This is a genomic window from Sulfitobacter sp., assembly GCF_041552635.1.
Lineage (GTDB): Bacteria > Pseudomonadota > Alphaproteobacteria > Rhodobacterales > Rhodobacteraceae > Sulfitobacter.
Genome location: NZ_JBFEKM010000011.1, coordinates 22,914 through 39,663, shown reverse-complemented (window position 1 = coordinate 39,663; position 16,750 = coordinate 22,914). Strand labels below are relative to the sequence as shown.

At 57.7% G+C, this 16,750-nt stretch carries 15 protein-coding genes and 1 tRNA gene; 10 read left to right on the top strand and 6 right to left on the bottom strand.

The features are described 5' to 3' along the window. On the top strand, nucleotides 1–505 hold a 505-nt coding region (locus ABYT07_RS02435; RefSeq protein ID WP_372989168.1), incomplete at its 5' end, for a hypothetical protein. A 244-nt stretch (nucleotides 506–749) separates the two neighbouring features. Continuing rightward, a tRNA-Asp gene (locus ABYT07_RS02430) sits at nucleotides 750–826 on the top strand. Nucleotides 827–1,064: 238 nt separating this feature from the next. On the opposite strand, the gene ABYT07_RS02425 is transcribed toward ABYT07_RS02430, so the two are convergent. The 4 genes from ABYT07_RS02425 to ABYT07_RS02410 form a co-directional block, all read right to left on the bottom strand. Further along, complete coding sequence (locus tag ABYT07_RS02425; RefSeq protein WP_372989166.1) at nucleotides 1,065–2,441, bottom strand: M20/M25/M40 family metallo-hydrolase; 1,377 nt, start codon at nucleotides 2,439–2,441, stop codon at nucleotides 1,065–1,067. Nucleotides 2,442–2,517: 76 nt separating this feature from the next. Next, the gene (locus ABYT07_RS02420) at nucleotides 2,518–3,159 is read right to left on the bottom strand and encodes a TetR/AcrR family transcriptional regulator (protein ID WP_372989164.1); all 642 of its coding nucleotides are present in this window, start codon (nucleotides 3,157–3,159) and stop codon (nucleotides 2,518–2,520) included. A gap of 10 nt (nucleotides 3,160–3,169) precedes the next feature. Further along, nucleotides 3,170–3,970, bottom strand: a complete 801-nt coding sequence (locus ABYT07_RS02415) for a DUF2145 domain-containing protein (RefSeq protein WP_372989162.1) — start codon at nucleotides 3,968–3,970, stop codon at nucleotides 3,170–3,172. Further along, complete coding sequence (locus tag ABYT07_RS02410) at nucleotides 3,967–4,308, bottom strand: hypothetical protein (protein ID WP_372989160.1); 342 nt, start codon at nucleotides 4,306–4,308, stop codon at nucleotides 3,967–3,969. The genes ABYT07_RS02415 and ABYT07_RS02410 overlap by 4 nt, the downstream gene beginning before the upstream one ends. Before the next feature lie 303 nt (nucleotides 4,309–4,611). Between ABYT07_RS02410 and hemA the strand changes: the two genes are divergently transcribed. From hemA to ABYT07_RS02385, 5 genes are all read left to right on the top strand, one after another. After that, nucleotides 4,612–5,835, top strand: a complete 1,224-nt coding sequence (hemA, locus tag ABYT07_RS02405; RefSeq protein WP_372989158.1) for a 5-aminolevulinate synthase — start codon at nucleotides 4,612–4,614, stop codon at nucleotides 5,833–5,835. 118 nt (nucleotides 5,836–5,953) lie between these two features. After that, a complete protein-coding gene (locus ABYT07_RS02400) occupies nucleotides 5,954–7,195 on the top strand; it encodes a helix-turn-helix domain-containing protein (protein WP_372989157.1) in 1,242 nt (413 codons plus the stop codon). Between the two features lie 79 nt (nucleotides 7,196–7,274). After that, nucleotides 7,275–8,396: a flavodoxin-dependent (E)-4-hydroxy-3-methylbut-2-enyl-diphosphate synthase gene (gene ispG, locus ABYT07_RS02395; protein WP_372989156.1), complete on the top strand. Its 1,122-nt coding sequence runs from the start codon at nucleotides 7,275–7,277 to the stop codon at nucleotides 8,394–8,396. Nucleotides 8,397–8,468: 72 nt separating this feature from the next. Beyond that, nucleotides 8,469–9,623: a DNA cytosine methyltransferase gene (locus ABYT07_RS02390; RefSeq protein WP_372989154.1), complete on the top strand. Its 1,155-nt coding sequence runs from the start codon at nucleotides 8,469–8,471 to the stop codon at nucleotides 9,621–9,623. Further along, nucleotides 9,620–10,159 carry a GIY-YIG nuclease family protein gene (locus ABYT07_RS02385; RefSeq protein ID WP_372989152.1) on the top strand — a complete coding sequence of 180 codons (540 nt, stop codon included), beginning with the start codon at nucleotides 9,620–9,622 and terminating at the stop codon, nucleotides 10,157–10,159. Before ABYT07_RS02390 ends, ABYT07_RS02385 begins: the two co-directional genes overlap by 4 nt. Nucleotides 10,160–10,161: 2 nt before the next feature. Here the strand turns inward: ABYT07_RS02385 and traF are convergent, their stop codons facing one another. Further along, entirely contained in the window at nucleotides 10,162–10,656 is a 495-nt protein-coding gene (traF, locus tag ABYT07_RS02380; protein ID WP_372989150.1) for a conjugal transfer protein TraF, read from the bottom strand. A 1-nt stretch (nucleotide 10,657) separates the two neighbouring features. Then, entirely contained in the window at nucleotides 10,658–11,416 is a 759-nt protein-coding gene (locus ABYT07_RS02375) for a DsbA family protein (protein WP_372989148.1), read from the bottom strand. 139 nt (nucleotides 11,417–11,555) lie between these two features. On the opposite strand from ABYT07_RS02375, the gene ABYT07_RS02370 reads away from it, so the two are divergent. From ABYT07_RS02370 to ABYT07_RS02360, 3 genes are all read left to right on the top strand, one after another. Beyond that, entirely contained in the window at nucleotides 11,556–12,698 is a 1,143-nt protein-coding gene (locus tag ABYT07_RS02370; protein WP_372989146.1) for a pyridoxal phosphate-dependent aminotransferase, read from the top strand. A 67-nt stretch (nucleotides 12,699–12,765) separates the two neighbouring features. Beyond that, nucleotides 12,766–13,980: an N-acetylmuramoyl-L-alanine amidase gene (locus ABYT07_RS02365; protein ID WP_372989144.1), complete on the top strand. Its 1,215-nt coding sequence runs from the start codon at nucleotides 12,766–12,768 to the stop codon at nucleotides 13,978–13,980. A 132-nt stretch (nucleotides 13,981–14,112) separates the two neighbouring features. Further along, complete coding sequence (locus tag ABYT07_RS02360) at nucleotides 14,113–16,665, top strand: penicillin-binding protein 1A (protein ID WP_372989142.1); 2,553 nt, start codon at nucleotides 14,113–14,115, stop codon at nucleotides 16,663–16,665. Nucleotides 16,666–16,750: the final 85 nt, after the last annotated feature.

Here is a 16,750-nt window from a genome sequence, read left to right as displayed (position 1 = left end):
CTGGCACCCGGGCACGCCCGAATTGTCGATGACCAGCTGGATACGGTTCAAGGCTGCGGCCAGTACCAAGGCAGTGCCGCGCATGGCACCCGCTTCCGCGAAAACCCCCGCTCTGGACAAGCATTTCGCCAAGCTGACGGCACTGTGCGACGGGGGGACGGGCTACGCTGCGAAGCGTGATGCGGACTATCCGCAGACGGACTTCACCAAAAGAACGTCTGACGCCTACGGCACGTTTCTGACCGAGGGGTTAGAGGCCGCCGACGGTTTGATCACAGGCTTTGACGCCCATGCCCCCGTAAACGATGCCCCCAGTGGCGACGAAGAGACATGGACCGCGAACGCCTCGCACGAGCAGATGATCGCCGTCGTTGAAAGCTTTCGCGCACAAGCTGTCTTGTTGCGGTCCGAAATCAAATTCGACATCGCGGATCGGCAGGCTTTGATTGATGGCGGGGGCGACGCCGAAGATGAACTTGATCTCGATGCCCTGTTGGATGCGTAATCCTGCCCGGCAGGCGCTTCAAATCTGGTGGAGGGGTTAATCTACAAACTCAATTGATCTGCCGGTGGCGGGCAGGGCGTTCATAGGTGTTCTTCCAACGCTTGTTTTGCGACGGAATGCCGAAAATGGGTGGGCGTTTTGGGGCGTAATAGGGCATTGAGGCGAGGTTTGAAAATTTCCTGTGATTTGGGTGGTTTTATGTGCTTGACGCCTCGCACAGCTTGGCCTATTCCGCCCTTACTGCGCGGTTGTAGCTCAGCTGGTTAGAGTACCGGCCTGTCACGCCGGGGGTCGCGGGTTCGAGCCCCGTCAACCGCGCCACTTATCCCTTGACCGGGTAGGAAACAGACCACCTTCGGGTGGTCTTTTTCGTTTCAGGGCAACAGAAATTTATCCCCCGGAATGCAATATGCATTTCATGGTCAGCACGACATTTGACGGGTGATCGTGGTTGTTTGCGGTACCACCAGTGAAATGCGCAAAGATCAGCTGCAAATCACGGTAAGCCCTGTAAGGGGGCAGCGTAGACTGCAAAACCAGACCACGCTGCATCAATCGTTTATGTCAAAGCGTCGAGAATCCGCGCCCAGCTGCGGATGCCTTTGTGAAAGCTTTCCATGTCGTATTTTTCATTCGGAGAATGGATCGCGTCGTCGTCTTTGCCAAAGCCGATCAGCACCGGTGTTGTGTTCACGATCTTTTGGAAATGCCCCGCAATCGGGATCGACCCGCCGCAACCGACGTAAGCTGCAGGGGTTTTCCATTCGTCCGTAAGTGCGTGGCGGGCTTTCTCAAAGGCCGGGTCTGTTGTTTCGAACATTGACCCCTGGCTTGCGCCATGTGCTTGGAAACTGACTTTGCAATCCGCGGGCAGCATGTCGGTGACCATTTTGCGGAAACTCTCGCGGATCACATGGGGGTCTTGATCGCCGACCAGACGAAAGCTGATTTTGGCATGCGCCTCGGACGGCAGCACGGTCTTGAAACCGGCACCGGTATATCCGCTCCACATGCCGTTGACTTCGCAAGTGGGTCGCGACCAGATCATCTCGATCGGCATGCGGTCTTGTTCCCCCGCAGGCACCGACAGGCCAACATCGCCCAGAAATGTTGCGTGATCAAAGGCAAGGCCTTGCCACTGCGCCTGAATATCGTCGGGCAGTTCGGGCACGACGTCGTAAAATCCGGGCACGGTGATGCGGCCGGTGTCATCGTGCAAAGACGCAATAACCTTGGCAAGGACGCGGGCAGGGTTGATCGACACACCACCGTACATGCCGGAATGCAGGTCCAGATCGGGGCCGGTGATGGTGATTTCCTCGCCCAGCAGACCGCGCAACATGGTCACGATAGACGGTGTTTTCGACTGGAACATGCCGGTGTCGCAGATCATCGCATAATCTGCTGTCAGCTCAGCCGCGTTTTCCTTCATGAAGGGGATCAGCGATGGCGATCCGGATTCTTCCTCGCCCTCAAGGAACATCGTGATGCGGCAGGGGAAATCACCGTTGACGGATTTCCAGGCGCGCAATGCCTCGACGATGGTCATCAGCTGGCCTTTATCATCCGCCGCACCACGCCCGCGGATCACGAGACCTTTGGCGGTGTCTTCGATTGCGGGATCAAACGGGTCGCGCTTCCATAGGTTCAGGGGGTCAACGGGCTGTACATCGTAATGGCCGTAAAAGAGGATATGCGGCTTGTCAGCGGGGCCGTCCACGTGGCCCACCACCATCGGATGACCGGGGGTAGGGCGCTTGGTCGTTTTGATCCCGATGCTGTTCAGTTCTTCGACCATCCAGTCGGCGGCACGGTCGCAATCGGCCTTATACGCGGGATCGGTGGAAATTGACGGGATGCGCAACAGATCCAGCAAGCGGTCGGTGGCACCATCCAGATCGGAGTCGATTTGGTTCAGAACATCGTTCAGGGACATGCGAGAAGCCTTTCATAAACATCGGTTTTGCCGCGACCGTATCAGGGGCGGCACCAGTGTCTAGGGGCATCGGCCGTCAGTCGACGGGAAAGCGGTTGAGCGCTGAATCCACCAGATCGGTGATGTAATTTTTGGCCAGTTCCGGCTGGATCGCCACGATTGTCGGGCGGGTGGCCAGCGACACGACGCCGTGGACCGACGCCCACAGAACCAGAAAAAACTGGCGGTGTGTCTGCGATGTCGGGTCTGCTTCGCCTGCGGCGATCAGCATATCCAGCAAGCCGCCCTGAAAATCGCGGGCCTTGTCGTCGATCTCAAGCTCGGCGCGGTATTCGAACATCAAAGCCCAGCGGCGCGGTTCGGCCATGGCAAAGTCGAAATAGGCATCGCCCAAGGCGACAATGCGGGATCGTTTGTCGGGGGCGGCCTGTGCGACAGCGGCCATCAGCGCGTTGGCCAGCAATTCAGCGCTGCGGGCAATGACCGACCGGATCACCTGATGCAAATCGCCAAAGGCGTTATAAAGCGACCCCACTGAAACTTGCAGGTCTTTCGCCAGACGCCGCGCCGACAGCCCTTCGACGCCCTCGTCCAGAATAATCTGTTCCGCGATCTGGGTGGCGCGCGCACGAATATCCGCAAGGTTGCGTTCGCGGCGGGACAGGGGTGGCGCGGGCTGTGATTTCATGGGGCGGGTGTGGATCAGGTCGCGCCCCATGTCAATTTTCTTAGAGCCCAGCAGCGCGGGATGGGCTGAGGGTATAGGCCGCAGCCACGAGCTTGTTCTGTTTCATAAAGCGCAGGATCGATCCGAATGTCGCCGTGCGGATTTCCGTCCCGTGGTCCTGGGTGGTCAGCGCCTTTGAGGCAACGGGCGCGAATGCCCGTTTAAGGCTGCCGATCTTGATCACCTGTGGGGTGAAATGCGCAGTGATGTTGGATTTGATCTGCGCCGGATCAGAGGTGTCGTACAGGGCGGCCATCAGCACATCCAACGTGTGTTCGGTGCAATTTTGAAACTGCCGCGTTTGCGGGTTTGCCAGCACTGAATAGGTGGAATTATGCAGCTTTTTATACGTCGGACTGCCGATCACCCTGAGCAATTTGCGCTGCAAGCGCGGGTCAGGGATGATGATCCCGGCCTCGAGCGCGTGGGCACCGGCAAAGAAATCCGCTGGACCGTCCTGAACCAAGGCGCTGCGGGTCGGGGTCTTGGCATCCTGATACAAATTATAGACCCTATAGCCGTTGTAACGGGACCCATCCGCGCGTTTGATCTCGGAAAACACCCAGAACGCCACATGGGTATAGGTCACCCCCTGCGGCAATTCAGAGGCATGCCGACCCTTGCGCGCAACAATCGCGACACTTGCCCCGCGTGCTGCCAGATCGATCTGTACCTTGTCGGAAAATGCGGCGACCTGTTCGGCAGGCAGCAATGGTTTGCCCGCCTGACTGCTGCCCGCGTCCGCTTGAACGGGGTGCAGGGCACAAATGGCCAAAGCGGCGGCTGCGATCAGGCGTCTCATTTGTGGTCGGCCATGTGGTCAAGGCGTGGTGGGCCATCGGGGGTAGGGAGCGCATGGACCGGATCAAGAGGTGCTTCGATCATCTGGGATCCAAGTGTCAATGCGCTGGTACCTGCGCTTTGCAGGGCGACACCGGACAAGGACAGGGTGGCACCAACGGCCATGAGCGGCACGGCAGAAACAGTGGCGATCCCCGATACCACAGCGGCGGACCCGTGGCTGGCTGCCGCCCCACTATGGGCCGAGGCTTGCGCACTGTGGCGGGTGCTGGTCCCAGCCATAGCCAGACTGGTGGTAAGCAATAGGGCGGTGCTGAAAGAAAGAAGATGCTTAATCATGTGATTCTCCAATTCATGAACGTCGTTCATAATTGATAGAGTTCAAAATTTACTCCGGCAAGTGAAAAATGAACCACGTTCACATCGGGGACGAATGCTTATTTCCGAAAATTTTTGGCACTATTGGAAACCAAAAGCCTTCTCATCTTATGGAAACAGGACTAAACGACCGGTACCTGCGACATTTCAGACTGATTAAACCATTGAAAAAAATGGTCCTGATCGGTATCCATTCTAAAAGATGAATGTGGCGAGCATCCCGGCGCCTTACGGGTCTTGTTATAAAGTATGGAGGAAGGCGCGATGGATTACACCAAACAGCTGGATCAGGCGATCGCCCGTTTGCACGACGAAGGCCGCTATCGGACCTTTATCGATATCGAACGCCGCAAGGGTCAATTCCCCCACGCCGTATGGACCCAACCCAGTGGCGAAGAAAAGAATATCACCGTGTGGTGCGGTAATGACTATCTTGGCATGGGGCAAAATCCGGTTGTTCTGGAAGCGATGCACGAAGCGCTGGATGCCACCGGGGCAGGGTCGGGCGGCACGCGCAACATCTCTGGTACCACAGTCTATCACAAGCGTCTTGAGGCCGAACTTGCCGATCTGCACGGCAAAGAAGCGGCCCTGCTGTTCACAAGCGCCTATATCGCCAATGATGCGACGCTGAGCACGCTTCCAAAACTGTTTCCCGGTCTGATTATCTATTCTGATGCGCTGAACCATGCGTCCATGATCGAAGGGGTGCGCCGCAACGGTGGTGCAAAGCGTATATTCCGCCACAACGATGTCGATCACCTTCGCGAACTGATGGCCGCTGATGATCCGTCTGCCCCAAAACTGGTTGCTTTCGAATCGATCTACTCGATGGATGGCGACTTTGGCCCCATCGAAGCGATTTGCGATGTTGCGGATGAATTTGGCGCGCTGACTTATATCGACGAAGTTCATGCCGTTGGCATGTACGGCCCCCGTGGTGGCGGTGTGGCCGAGCGTGACAACCTGATGCACCGGTTGGATATCATCAACGGGACCTTGGCCAAGGCCTATGGCGTGATGGGCGGCTATATCGCGGCATCTGAAAAGATGTGTGATGCCATCAGGTCTTACGCGCCGGGCTTCATCTTTACGACGTCCTTGCCACCGGCCGTTGCGGCAGGGGCTGCGGCGTCGGTCGCCTTTCTGAAAACAGCACCCCAACTGCGTGTCAAACATCAAGAACAGGCGCGCATTCTCAAGCTGCGCCTCAAGGGGTTGGGCCTGCCGATTATCGACCATGGCAGCCATATCGTCCCGGTGATCGTCGGCAACCCGGTCCACACGCAAATTCTGTCTGACAAGCTGCTGGAAGACTACGGCATCTACGTTCAGCCGATCAACTTCCCCACCGTACCGCGTGGTACCGAAAGGCTCCGTTTTACACCGTCGCCGGTACACGGGCCGCGTGAAATGGACGGGCTGGTCAAGGCGATGGATGGTCTTTGGTCGCATTGTGCGCTGAATCGTGCCGAATTGGCCGGGTAGCTCCGAAACTTGTCTGTATGGCGTTGATTTGTGTTAAACTAACATAAAGAAAAGGCCTAGCTCGAATCAAAAGTATGATATCGGGTAAGGGCTTCGGGCATAAGTACGGGACAGGCATATGATTGGGCGTTGGTCTTCCAAGACGGTGAAGAACGAGGAAGCTGAAGCCAAAGGCTTTGACGCGTTCGAATTACGGCTTGGCGATCTGATGCGCGGTGAACGTGCCACGCTTGGTAAATCCCTGTTAGATGTTCAACGTGAGTTGCGGATCAAAGCGTCCTATATTGCCGCAATCGAAAACTCCGACCCTGATGCCTTTGATACACCCGGCTTTATTGCCGGATATGTGCGGTCCTATGCGCGCTATCTGCACATGGACCCTGATGATGCGTTCGAAGCATTCTGTAAGGAATCCGGGTTTTCGGTGGCCCACGGCATGTCTGCCGAGGCGTCTGTCATCAAAAAACCGACCCGCGAAGAGCGGATGAGCAGGACCGGCGAAAGCGACATCTTCAAACGTCCCGCTACACCATTTACCCCCGTTGGGGATTCCTTTTTAAGCCGGATTGAACCCGGTGCATTAGGGTCCGTTATGGTGCTTGTCGGGCTGATCAGCGCGATCGGATATGGCGGGTGGAGCGTTTTGCAAGAGGTGCAGCGGGTTCAAGTGACGCCTGTGGATGAAACGCCGGTTGTCTTGTCCGACCTCGATCCGTTGCAGGGGGCCTTGGTAACGGCACCCAAGACGAACGCGACTGATACGAATTTCGACAACGTCACCAGCAGCCCGATGACGGCCCCGCGCAGTGACTCGTTTGACCGGTTGTACCGGCCAGCGGCCTTGGATGTGCCGGTTTTGATCGCGCGTGATGCACCGATTGCGTCAATTGATCCGCGAAATTCGGGCAACTTTGAAACGCCTGCCATCCGCACGGTTCAGATGGCGTCGGCTGCAAAGACCGGCCATGATGTGCCCAAAGACGTGATTGCTGTGCCGCAGGTCGTTGAAGGCATGGCTCCGACGTTGCGCCTTGTTGCGGCCTATCCGTCTTGGGTGCGTATCCGCGCCGCGGACGGCAAGGTGATTTTTGAGGGCATCATGAATAAGGGCGACAGCTGGGACGTCCCTGCAACCGAAGAACCGCCAACCTTGCGCACCGGTGAATCCGGAGCTTTGTATTTTGCGATGGATGGCCAATATTTCGGCCCGGTCGGGGATCGTGGCGCGGTAACTTCAAATCTGCCGCTGCACCGCCAAGCCCTTGCAGAACTGTATCAGCCTGCATTGATCGAAGAAAATTCGGCCCTGGCAACCATGGTCGCTGAATTGCAGAACGCCGCGGAAACCCCAACAGAATAAGCCGCTTGCCATTGCATGCGCGCGCCACCGTGAATAGGTTACAGATCAAGTTGGTCTTTTGCCTGAAGGTGTTTTTCCCATGTCGCTGAACCATATCCGCCCTTGGCGCAACATTTACCGCCGTACGTCGCGCCAGATCATGGTGGGCAATGTGCCGGTCGGCGGGGATGCACCGATCACGGTGCAAACCATGACCAATACCCTGACCACCGACGCCAAGGCCACAATCGCCCAAGTGCAGGCCGCCGCTGATGCGGGGGCCGACATCGTGCGCGTGTCTGTGCCGGATGTAGAAAGCTCGAAAGCGCTGAAAGAGATCGTGCGCGAAAGTCCCGTGCCGATCGTCGCGGATATCCATTTTCATTACAAGCGAGGCATCGAAGCCGCCGAAGCCGGTGCCGCCTGTTTGCGGATCAATCCCGGCAATATCGGCGACGAAAAGCGGGTTCGCGAAGTGATCAAAGCGGCGCGCGATAATAATTGTTCGATGCGGATCGGTGTGAACGCCGGTTCGCTTGAAAAGCATCTGTTGGATAAATACGGTGAACCGTGCCCCGACGCGATGGTCGAAAGCGGGATGGATCACATCAAGCTCTTGCAGGACAATGATTTCCATGAATTCAAGATCAGCTGCAAAGCGTCCGACGTGTTCATGGCCGCAGCCGCCTATCAACAGCTGGCCGAGCTTACCGATGCACCGATCCATCTTGGTATCACCGAAGCGGGAGGTCTGACCTCGGGCACGATCAAATCGGCAATCGGGTTGGGCAACCTGCTTTGGATGGGGATTGGCGATACGATCCGCGTCAGCCTGTCCGCCGATCCGGTGGAAGAAGTTAAAGTCGGCTACGAAATCCTGAAATCCCTTGGTCTGCGCCATCGCGGCGTGAACATCATCAGCTGCCCCAGCTGTGCGCGCCAAGGCTTTGATGTGATCAAAACCGTCGAGGCGCTGGAAAAACGCCTTGAGCATATCAAAACTCCGATGAGCCTGAGCATCATCGGCTGTGTTGTGAATGGACCCGGAGAGGCCCTGATGACGGATGTCGGATTTACCGGCGGCGGCAACGGGGCTGGCATGGTGTATCTCGCGGGCAAGCAAAGCCACAAGCTGGGCAACGAGGGCATGATCGAACACATCGTCGAACAGGTCGAAGCCCGCGCGGCCGTGCTGCAAGCTGAAGAACAGGCTGCGGAATGATCTGCAAGGTTTTGACCCGTCGGCGCGGCATTTAAGCATCGACAGGCAAAACCGCATTTCATATCAATAGATATGGCCGACACCTCCGATCAACCCCCTAGATATGCCGAATTTTTCTGCGGTGGCGGCATGGTGCGTGCGGCCCTGCAGGATCAGTGGAATTGCGTTTTGGCCAATGACATCGATCCGATGAAATGCGGCGTTTACGGGCAGAACTGGGGTCTTGAGGCGCTGCACCAAGGCGATATCGCGGCCCTGCCCGAGACGCTTTTGCATCAGCAAATCGACATGTATTGGGCGTCCAGCCCTTGCCAGGATTTCAGCCTTGCCGGCAAGGGGCAGGGGCTGTCCGGCGCGCGCAGTGGTGTCTTTGCCCATTGGGCCGACAAGATTGAAACTGCGATTGACGCAGGTTTTGCCCCGCGCATCATTGCCTTTGAAAATGTCGTCGGGCTGGTCTCGCGCAATGCGGGGGCCGACTTTAACACGGTGCTCGCCCGTTTCGTGCAGCTTGGCTACAAGGTCGGTGCGCTTGAGATCGACGCGCGCAGGTTTTTGCCCCAAAGTCGTCCGCGGTTGTTCGTGATCTGCGTGCGCAATGACGTGGATATCGCAGGGCTTACGGTCCCGAAACCAAGGCATGCGTTCCACGGCAAAAAACTCCAAAAGTTTCTGGGTGCAGCCACGCGACCCGTGCGGTCAAACTGGCTGTGGTGGAAACTGGATGATCTGCCCGCCGCCGATCAGACGCTGGATACGGTTCTGGAAAAGCGCCCAAAAATGCCGTGGTTCAGCGCCGCTGATACAGACCGTCTGATCAGCCTTATGTCACCGCCCAGTCTTGAGCGGCTGCGCGTTGCGCGTACCGCAGGGCGCACCGTGGTGGGTACGATTTATAAACGCGGTCGCCCCGATGCAGAAGGCAATGTGCGCCAACGCGCGGAATTGCGCACGGACGGTTTGGCGGGGTGTTTACGCACGCCTGCAGGCGGGTCTTCTCGACAAATATTGATGTTTATCAAGGGCAACCAGACCAAAGCTCGTCTTGTTTCTTCGCGCGAGGTGGCCCGTTTGATGGGGCTGGCGGACAGCTATCGTATGCCCGACACATATAATAACGCCTACCGCGTGGCGGGCGACGGCGTGGCCGTGCCGGTGGTGCGCTATCTGGATGACGCGCTGTTTGCACCTATCTTGCGCCGCCGCTGTCTGGACGCCGTCGCATGACACAGGCCCAAGGTTTTCGCGGCAAGGCGCTAAGTGTTTTGACCAACCAGATTGGTGTCTATGCCTTGTGCGATCTGGACGAACAACCGATTTATGTGGGCCAATCGGTGGATGGTATCCGCACAAGGGTGCGCAGGCATCTGACATCGGCCCGTTCGGATGTGATTGCCAATCGGCAGATTGATGTCTGGGAAATCGCCTTTGTCTGGGCTTGGCCTGTAGCAGAGAAGGCGCAGGTAGAACCGCTTGAGCGGTCAATTTTTGCCCATTACGACGCAGAACTGCCCCTTATGAACGGTAAGGCGATGGTCACCGCTGAAGATTCAATCACTTGGCCCGAGAAACAGGTGGTACAGGTTGTCGAAGAAGATGAACGGCAGGCCCGCCTGATACCGTCAAGCCGCCTGCCGCGCCAGATCAAGCAATATGACCTTCTGGTCGACTATATCCTGACAGTCAAAGAGGCCCCGCATCTTAAGCGGTCGCTTGATGCGCATTTCGAACGGATGGTGCGCTATCATCAGCGGTTTTTATAGGTTCAGCGGGACAGGTATTTCGTCAGAACGATCTTGGGCATATGCCCGCGCAGGATCATATCGGGCAGCACATAAAACGGCAGCTCTGTCATCCCAAGCTTGGCTGCAAGGGCGATGGCATTGAGATCAGACATGTCATGCAACATGAATTTCACGCCATAAGTATCTGATATCTTTTGTAATTCAGACTTTGCCGCGTCGCAATATTCACAATCGGCTGACACAAACAATGCTATGTCAGCCCCGTTCAAAATCTGCCCCGCTAAATTGTCGATCAAGGCCAGATCGGCATCGACCACCTCTTGCATCGCCTCGGCCGCGTAATTGCGGGGTGCCATAGCAGCCCCGACAATTTCGGGTTCATCTAATAGAAATGCACGCAGTTCCGCGCCGAAGGCAGCCCGTTCCGCCGCCGTCATTGCGCCAAACCCGCCTTGCGCGCCCACCGGACCTGCCAGTGGAAAGATCAACGCGCAAAGCGCCAAGGCACAACGCATCTTAGCCGCGCTTTTCTTCCAGAATTGCCTTCATCTGGTCATAGGGCAGGTAGCCGCGCAGCAATTCGTCATCCATCACAAAGGTCGGCGTGCCAGAGATGTTCATCGCCTGTGCCAGCGCACGGGTCTTGGCGATTTCCTCGGTCACTTCGGCGCTGTCCATCTTTTCGGTGATGGCGTCGGCGTCCAGATCAAAGCTTTTGGCCAACCGTCCCAAAGATGTCGGTGTGATGTCGCCGTTAAATGTCATCAGAGCGTCATGGATCGATTTATAACCCTCGTCGCCCGCAACAATCTTGGTGGCGATGGCAAAGCGCGAGGCGACCATGGATTGCTCTCCCAGGATCGGCAATTCTTTGACGATAAAGCGGATGTTGCCGTCGCCGTTCACCAGTTTTTCAACTTCGGTAAAGGCTTTTTTGCAATAGCCACACCGGTAGTCCATGAATTCGACGATGGTTATGTCGCCCTCGGGATTGCCGCCCACATAGGAAAACCCGTCGTCGAAAATTGCCGCTGCATTGTTGCTGACCAGCGTGAAATCGGCCTGAGCTTGGGCTTCGGCTTCTTGGGCTTGCAACTGGTTGACGGCTTCCATGATGACTTGGGGGTTTTCCATCAGATATGACCGGACTTCGGCGCGGAACTGGACGCGCTCTGCATCTGTCAATTCTGTCAAATCCATCGAAAGCGCAGGGCCGGTCAGGGCAAACGCCATCACTGCGCCGGAAAAAAGAGAAGAGGCGGTCAGTTTATTCATTTTGGGGTCACTCACTGTAATTGCGCGGCCCTTGGGGCGGCTTTGGCACGGGTGGTGCGCGATTTAGGGTCGGCGCACAAGGGTTGACGGGACCGACGGGGTGCGGTGAAAGGTTGCAGCCATTAGTAGGATAAAGCCCATGCGTATTTCAACCCGGTCTCAGGTCGATCCCTTTATCGTGATGGACGTCATGCAAGCGGCGGCGGCCGCCGAAGCCGAGGGCCGCCACATCATTCATATGGAAGTGGGACAACCCGGCACCGGTGCACCGTCGGGTGCGACGGCTGCGTTGAACCGCGCGATGGAAGGCGGGGCGTTGGGCTATACCGTCGCACTTGGCCTGCCAGCGCTGCGCAAACGCATCGCGCAGATGTATGGCGACTGGTATAATGTTGATCTTGATCCGAACCGCGTGGTGATCACGTCGGGGTCATCGGGTGGGTTTATCCTGGCCTTCACAGCGCTGTTTGACACGGGCGACAAGGTCGGGATCGGCGCGCCGGGCTATCCCAGCTACCGCCAGATCCTGAGGGCGCTGGCGTTGGACCCTGTCGATCTGCCCACATCTCCGGACAACCGCTATCAGCCTGTGCCTGCGGATTTCGCCGGCATGGACCTGAAAGGCCTGCTGGTTGCGTCGCCTGCGAACCCCACGGGTACCATGCTGGACCATCCGGCGATGAAGGCGCTGATCGACGCGGCTCAAGGGCAGGGCGCATCGTTTATCTCGGACGAGATCTACCATGGGATCGAGTATGAAAAGAAAGCGGTCACCGCGCTCGAGATCACCGATGACGCCTATGTGATCAATTCGTTCTCCAAATATTTCTCGATGACCGGCTGGCGCGTTGGTTGGATGGTGGTCCCAGAGGATCACGTGCGGGTGGTCGAACGCATCGCGCAAAACATGTTCATCTGCGCGCCCCATGCCAGTCAGGTCGCCGCCTTGGCCGCGATGGATTGCGATGATGAACTACAAGTCAATATGGATGTCTACCGTGCCAACCGCAGCCTGATGATTGACGGGTTGCGCGCTGCGGGGTTCACCCGTTTCGCCCCACCGGACGGCGCATTCTATGTCTATGCCGATGTATCTGACATCACCGATGACAGCCGTGCCTTGGCCCGCGATATTCTGGACAAGGCGGGCGTTGCTGTCACGCCGGGGCTGGATTTCGATCCGCTGCGCGGTCACCAGACACTGCGGTTTTCCTATGCGCGCAGCACGCAGGATATCGCCGAAGGCATCGCGCGCCTCAAGGCGTATATGGCGGCGCGCTGAAACGCTGGCCCGTGGGCGCGCTTGGTGGTAACGTGCCGCAAACACCACGATCAGAACGGTGACAGGCATGCGGTTTTTTCCAGTATTGGCAGCGCTTTACGCGCTATCAGCTCCTTTGGCGGCGCAAGAATTGACGGCGCTTGCGCGGGTTGATCCCGGCTCAAGTGAGATTTCGGATGGCTGGTTCGGCACCACGACGCTGAAGCTCCACCTAAGTCAGGGCGTGCCTTTTCGGGTGTTTTTGCTGGATGATCCCGCGCGGCTGGTTGTGGATTTCCGCGAGGCAGATTGGCGCGGGGTAAAGACGTCGGATATTTTGGCCATCCCGGGCAAGATCACCGATCTGCGCTTTGGTCCGTTCCAGCCGGGCTGGTCGCGGCTGGTGGCGGACTTGGCCGAACCCATGCTGCCCCGCGAAATCGGGATGCCCGTTGATGCCGGATCAGGCAAAGCCACCCTCGAGATCGCCCTGCGCAGCGCCAGCGCGGAAGATTTTGCCGCTGCTGCCGGTGCGCCTGTCGACCCCAGTTGGACGATGGCGTTGGCAGCGGTGCCGAAACCTGCGCCATCTGGCAGCGCGGACACGTTTCGCGTGGTCCTTGATCCGGGTCATGGCGGGATTGACCCCGGTGCCGAACGCGAAGGCGTGACGGAAAAAGACCTGATGCTGAGCTTTGCCAATGGGTTGCGCGACACGTTGGTGCGTGACGGGATCGACGTGGTTCTGACCCGAGACAGCGATACTTTTGTAGCCCTTGAGACCCGCGTCGCAATTGCCCACCAGGCCAAAGGCGATCTGTTCATTTCGCTGCATGCGGATATTTTGCAGCAAGGCGGGGCCAAGGGGGCGACGGTTTATACCTTGTCGGACGCCGCCAGCGACACCGCCACAGAACATCTGGCTGCGCGGCACAACCGGTCTGATATCATCGCAGGCGCTGATTTGACCGGATCGGACGATCAGGTCGCGGGTATTCTGCTGGATCTGGCGCGGCAGGAAACCGAACCCCGGTCCGTTGCCGCCGCGACAGCGCTGGTCGCAGGGATGAAGGCGGCAGGCGGCCCGATGAACCGCCACCCGCTGCGCAATGCAGGGTTTTCGGTTTTGAAATCGGCCGACATCCCGTCGGTGCTGATCGAGATCGGGTTTCTCAGTTCCGAACGCGATCTGGCCAATCTGCGTGACCCGATTTGGCGCGCGGTGATGGTGTCTGCGATTGCCGATGCGATCAAGACATGGCGCGATCAGGATGCAGCGCTCAAGCCCTTGATCCGGCAATAGGGAAATTGCGTTAACCATATTGTAAAAATTGGGCGATTTTCTGCTATTATCGCACCGCTTCGTGTTTTGACGATTCCGCTTTGGGCGCGTATAGACGGGGTTAACCTACAGCCTTGCAAGGGACTGCCACACGTGTTTCGACTAATCCTGTCTTTCTTCGGGGGTATCTTTACCACCCTCACCATGAGCATCGGTATGGTCGCGCTGACCATCGGCGCGGTGTTCTGGATGTATGGGCGTGACCTGCCCAGCCACGAATCCCTTGCGCAATATACCCCGCCAACCATCAGCCGGATTTATTCGGGCCAAGGCCGTCTGATCGACGAATTCGCCAAGGAACGGCGGCTTTTTGCGCCTGCGGATACGATCCCGCCGCTAATCAAACAGGCGTTTATTTCGGCTGAGGACAAGAATTTTTACGTCCACGAAGGCTATGATTTGCGTGGCATCGGGGCTGCTGCCATTGATGCGGTGCGCACGCGCGGCCGCGATGTGCGCGGCGCGTCGACAATTACCCAACAGGTGATGAAGAACTTTTTGCTCTCCGGCGACCGGCGCGCTGAACGCAAGATCAAGGAAATCATTCTTGCAGCACGGCTTGAGGAAACTTTGCCGAAAGAAAAAATTCTCGAACTTTACCTGAACGAGATTTTTTTGGGGCAGAATTCCTACGGTGTCGCCGCCGCGTCAGAGACTTACTTTAACAAGACACTCGGCCAATTGGCCCCCCACGAGGCGGCTTTCCTTGCGTCCTTGCCCAAGGCCCCGTCAGATTATCACCCGGTCCGCCGCAAGGATCGTCTGTTGCAACGCCGCAATTTCGTGCTGCGCGAGATGAAAGAAAACGGCTATATCACGCCTGCTGTTTATGAGAACGAGGTCGCGCAACCGTTGCGGTCGGTCCAGAACGGCGACTTTGAAAGCTTTAAGGCGGATCTGCCGCCGCGCGACTATTTCACCGACGAGATACGCCGCCAGCTGTCGGAAAACTTTGGCGAGGGCGAGTTTTTTACCGGTGGTCTGACCGTCCGCGCCACAATCGACAATGAAATGCAGCCCATCGCCGCCGAAGCGCTGCAACGCCAGCTTGAGGAATATGACCGTGGCGTTGGCATTTGGCGCGGCACGGGCAAGAAAATTGCCGAAGCCCAACTGAGCGATGAGGCTACTTGGCGCGAAGCGCTGGCCGCTGTGCGCGTGTCGCGGGACGTTAATCTTGAAAATCCGTGGTACCCGGCTGTGGTGCTCAGCACCGAAGGAAGCGATGCGCGGATCGGCATCGAAGATGTGCCGGAAACCGCAGAGGGCCATTTCATCCCCGCCAAGGACGTTCAATGGGCGCGCAAGCAGTTGGACGATGGCAAGCTTGGGCCCAAGGCCAAAGTTGCCAGTGATCTGGTAGAGGTCGGTGATGTGGTGCTGGTACGCCGGATGACTGCCGACAACGACGGGTCTTTTATCCGCTGGACTTTGCGCCAAATCCCAGAGGTTCAGGGCGGTTTTGTCGCCATGGACGTCAACACGGGACGTGTGATCGCGATGCAGGGCGGGTTTTCCTATCAGGCCTCGGTTTTTAACCGCGCCACGCAGGCGAAACGCCAGCCGGGATCCAGCTTTAAACCTTTCGTTTATGCCGCAGCGCTTGATAGCGGATATACCCCCGCGACCATCGTTGTAGATGCGCCGATCGAAATCAATACGCCACAAGGGCTGTGGCGCCCGCGCAATTCGTCGAACAAATTTTACGGGCCGACACCGTTGCGCACCGGGATCGAACAGTCGCGCAACCTGATGACGATCCGTCTTGCGCAAGAGGTAGGGATGAACACGATTGGCACCTATGCCGAACGGTTCGGTGTTTACGACAATCTTTCGCCCGTCCTTGCCAACGCGCTTGGGTCACAAGAAACGACCCTGTACCAGATGGTGTCTGCCTATTCGATGTTCGCCAATGGCGGAGAGCGGGTGGAGCCGACCCTCGTGGACCGGGTGCAAGACCGCTATGGCCGCACGGTCTACAAACACGATCAACGGATCTGTAACGATTGCCAATTGGCCAGCCTTGAAGAAGGTTTGGGGCCGCGCATTATCTCGAACCGCGAACGGGTGATGGACCCGATCACGGCCTATCAGCTGACGTCGATGATGAAGGGGGTTGTGGACCGCGGGACAGCACAAGGGGCGATCAATCTGCCAGTGCCGATTGCGGGCAAGACAGGAACAACCAACGACGCCAAGGATGTGTGGTTCGTAGGTTTCTCAAGCAATATCGCGGCTGGGTGCTACATTGGTTTCGATAACCCGCGTTCCTTGGGCAAGCGCGCTTACGGCGCGGGCATGTGCGGTCCGGTCTTCCAGCGCTTTATGAGTGAGGCAATCAAAAAATACGGCGGCGGTGCATTTGACGTGCCCCCCGGTGGCCACTTTATCAACATTGACCGCTTTAGCGGTGCCCGTCTGTCCGACAGTGCCTCTGGCGCGAATGTGGTTGCGGAATATTTCCGCGATGGCGAAGAGCCGATCTTTGGCATCACCTTTGATGGTGGTTTTGCCATGGGGTCCGACTTGCCGCTGGTCGAAGAAGCCGGCGGCGGTGCGCGCGAGGTTATCACGTCGACCGGCAAAAAGGCCAAGGTAGGGCCCAAGGCCAGCTTTGGCACCATCAGTTCGGGCGGGTTGTATTAACTCCACTTAGTCGGTCGGCTGGTCCTTGCCCAAGGGGCGGCGGTGGTCTATCTCTCATGCGGCTCCGGAATTCGGGGCCGCGATC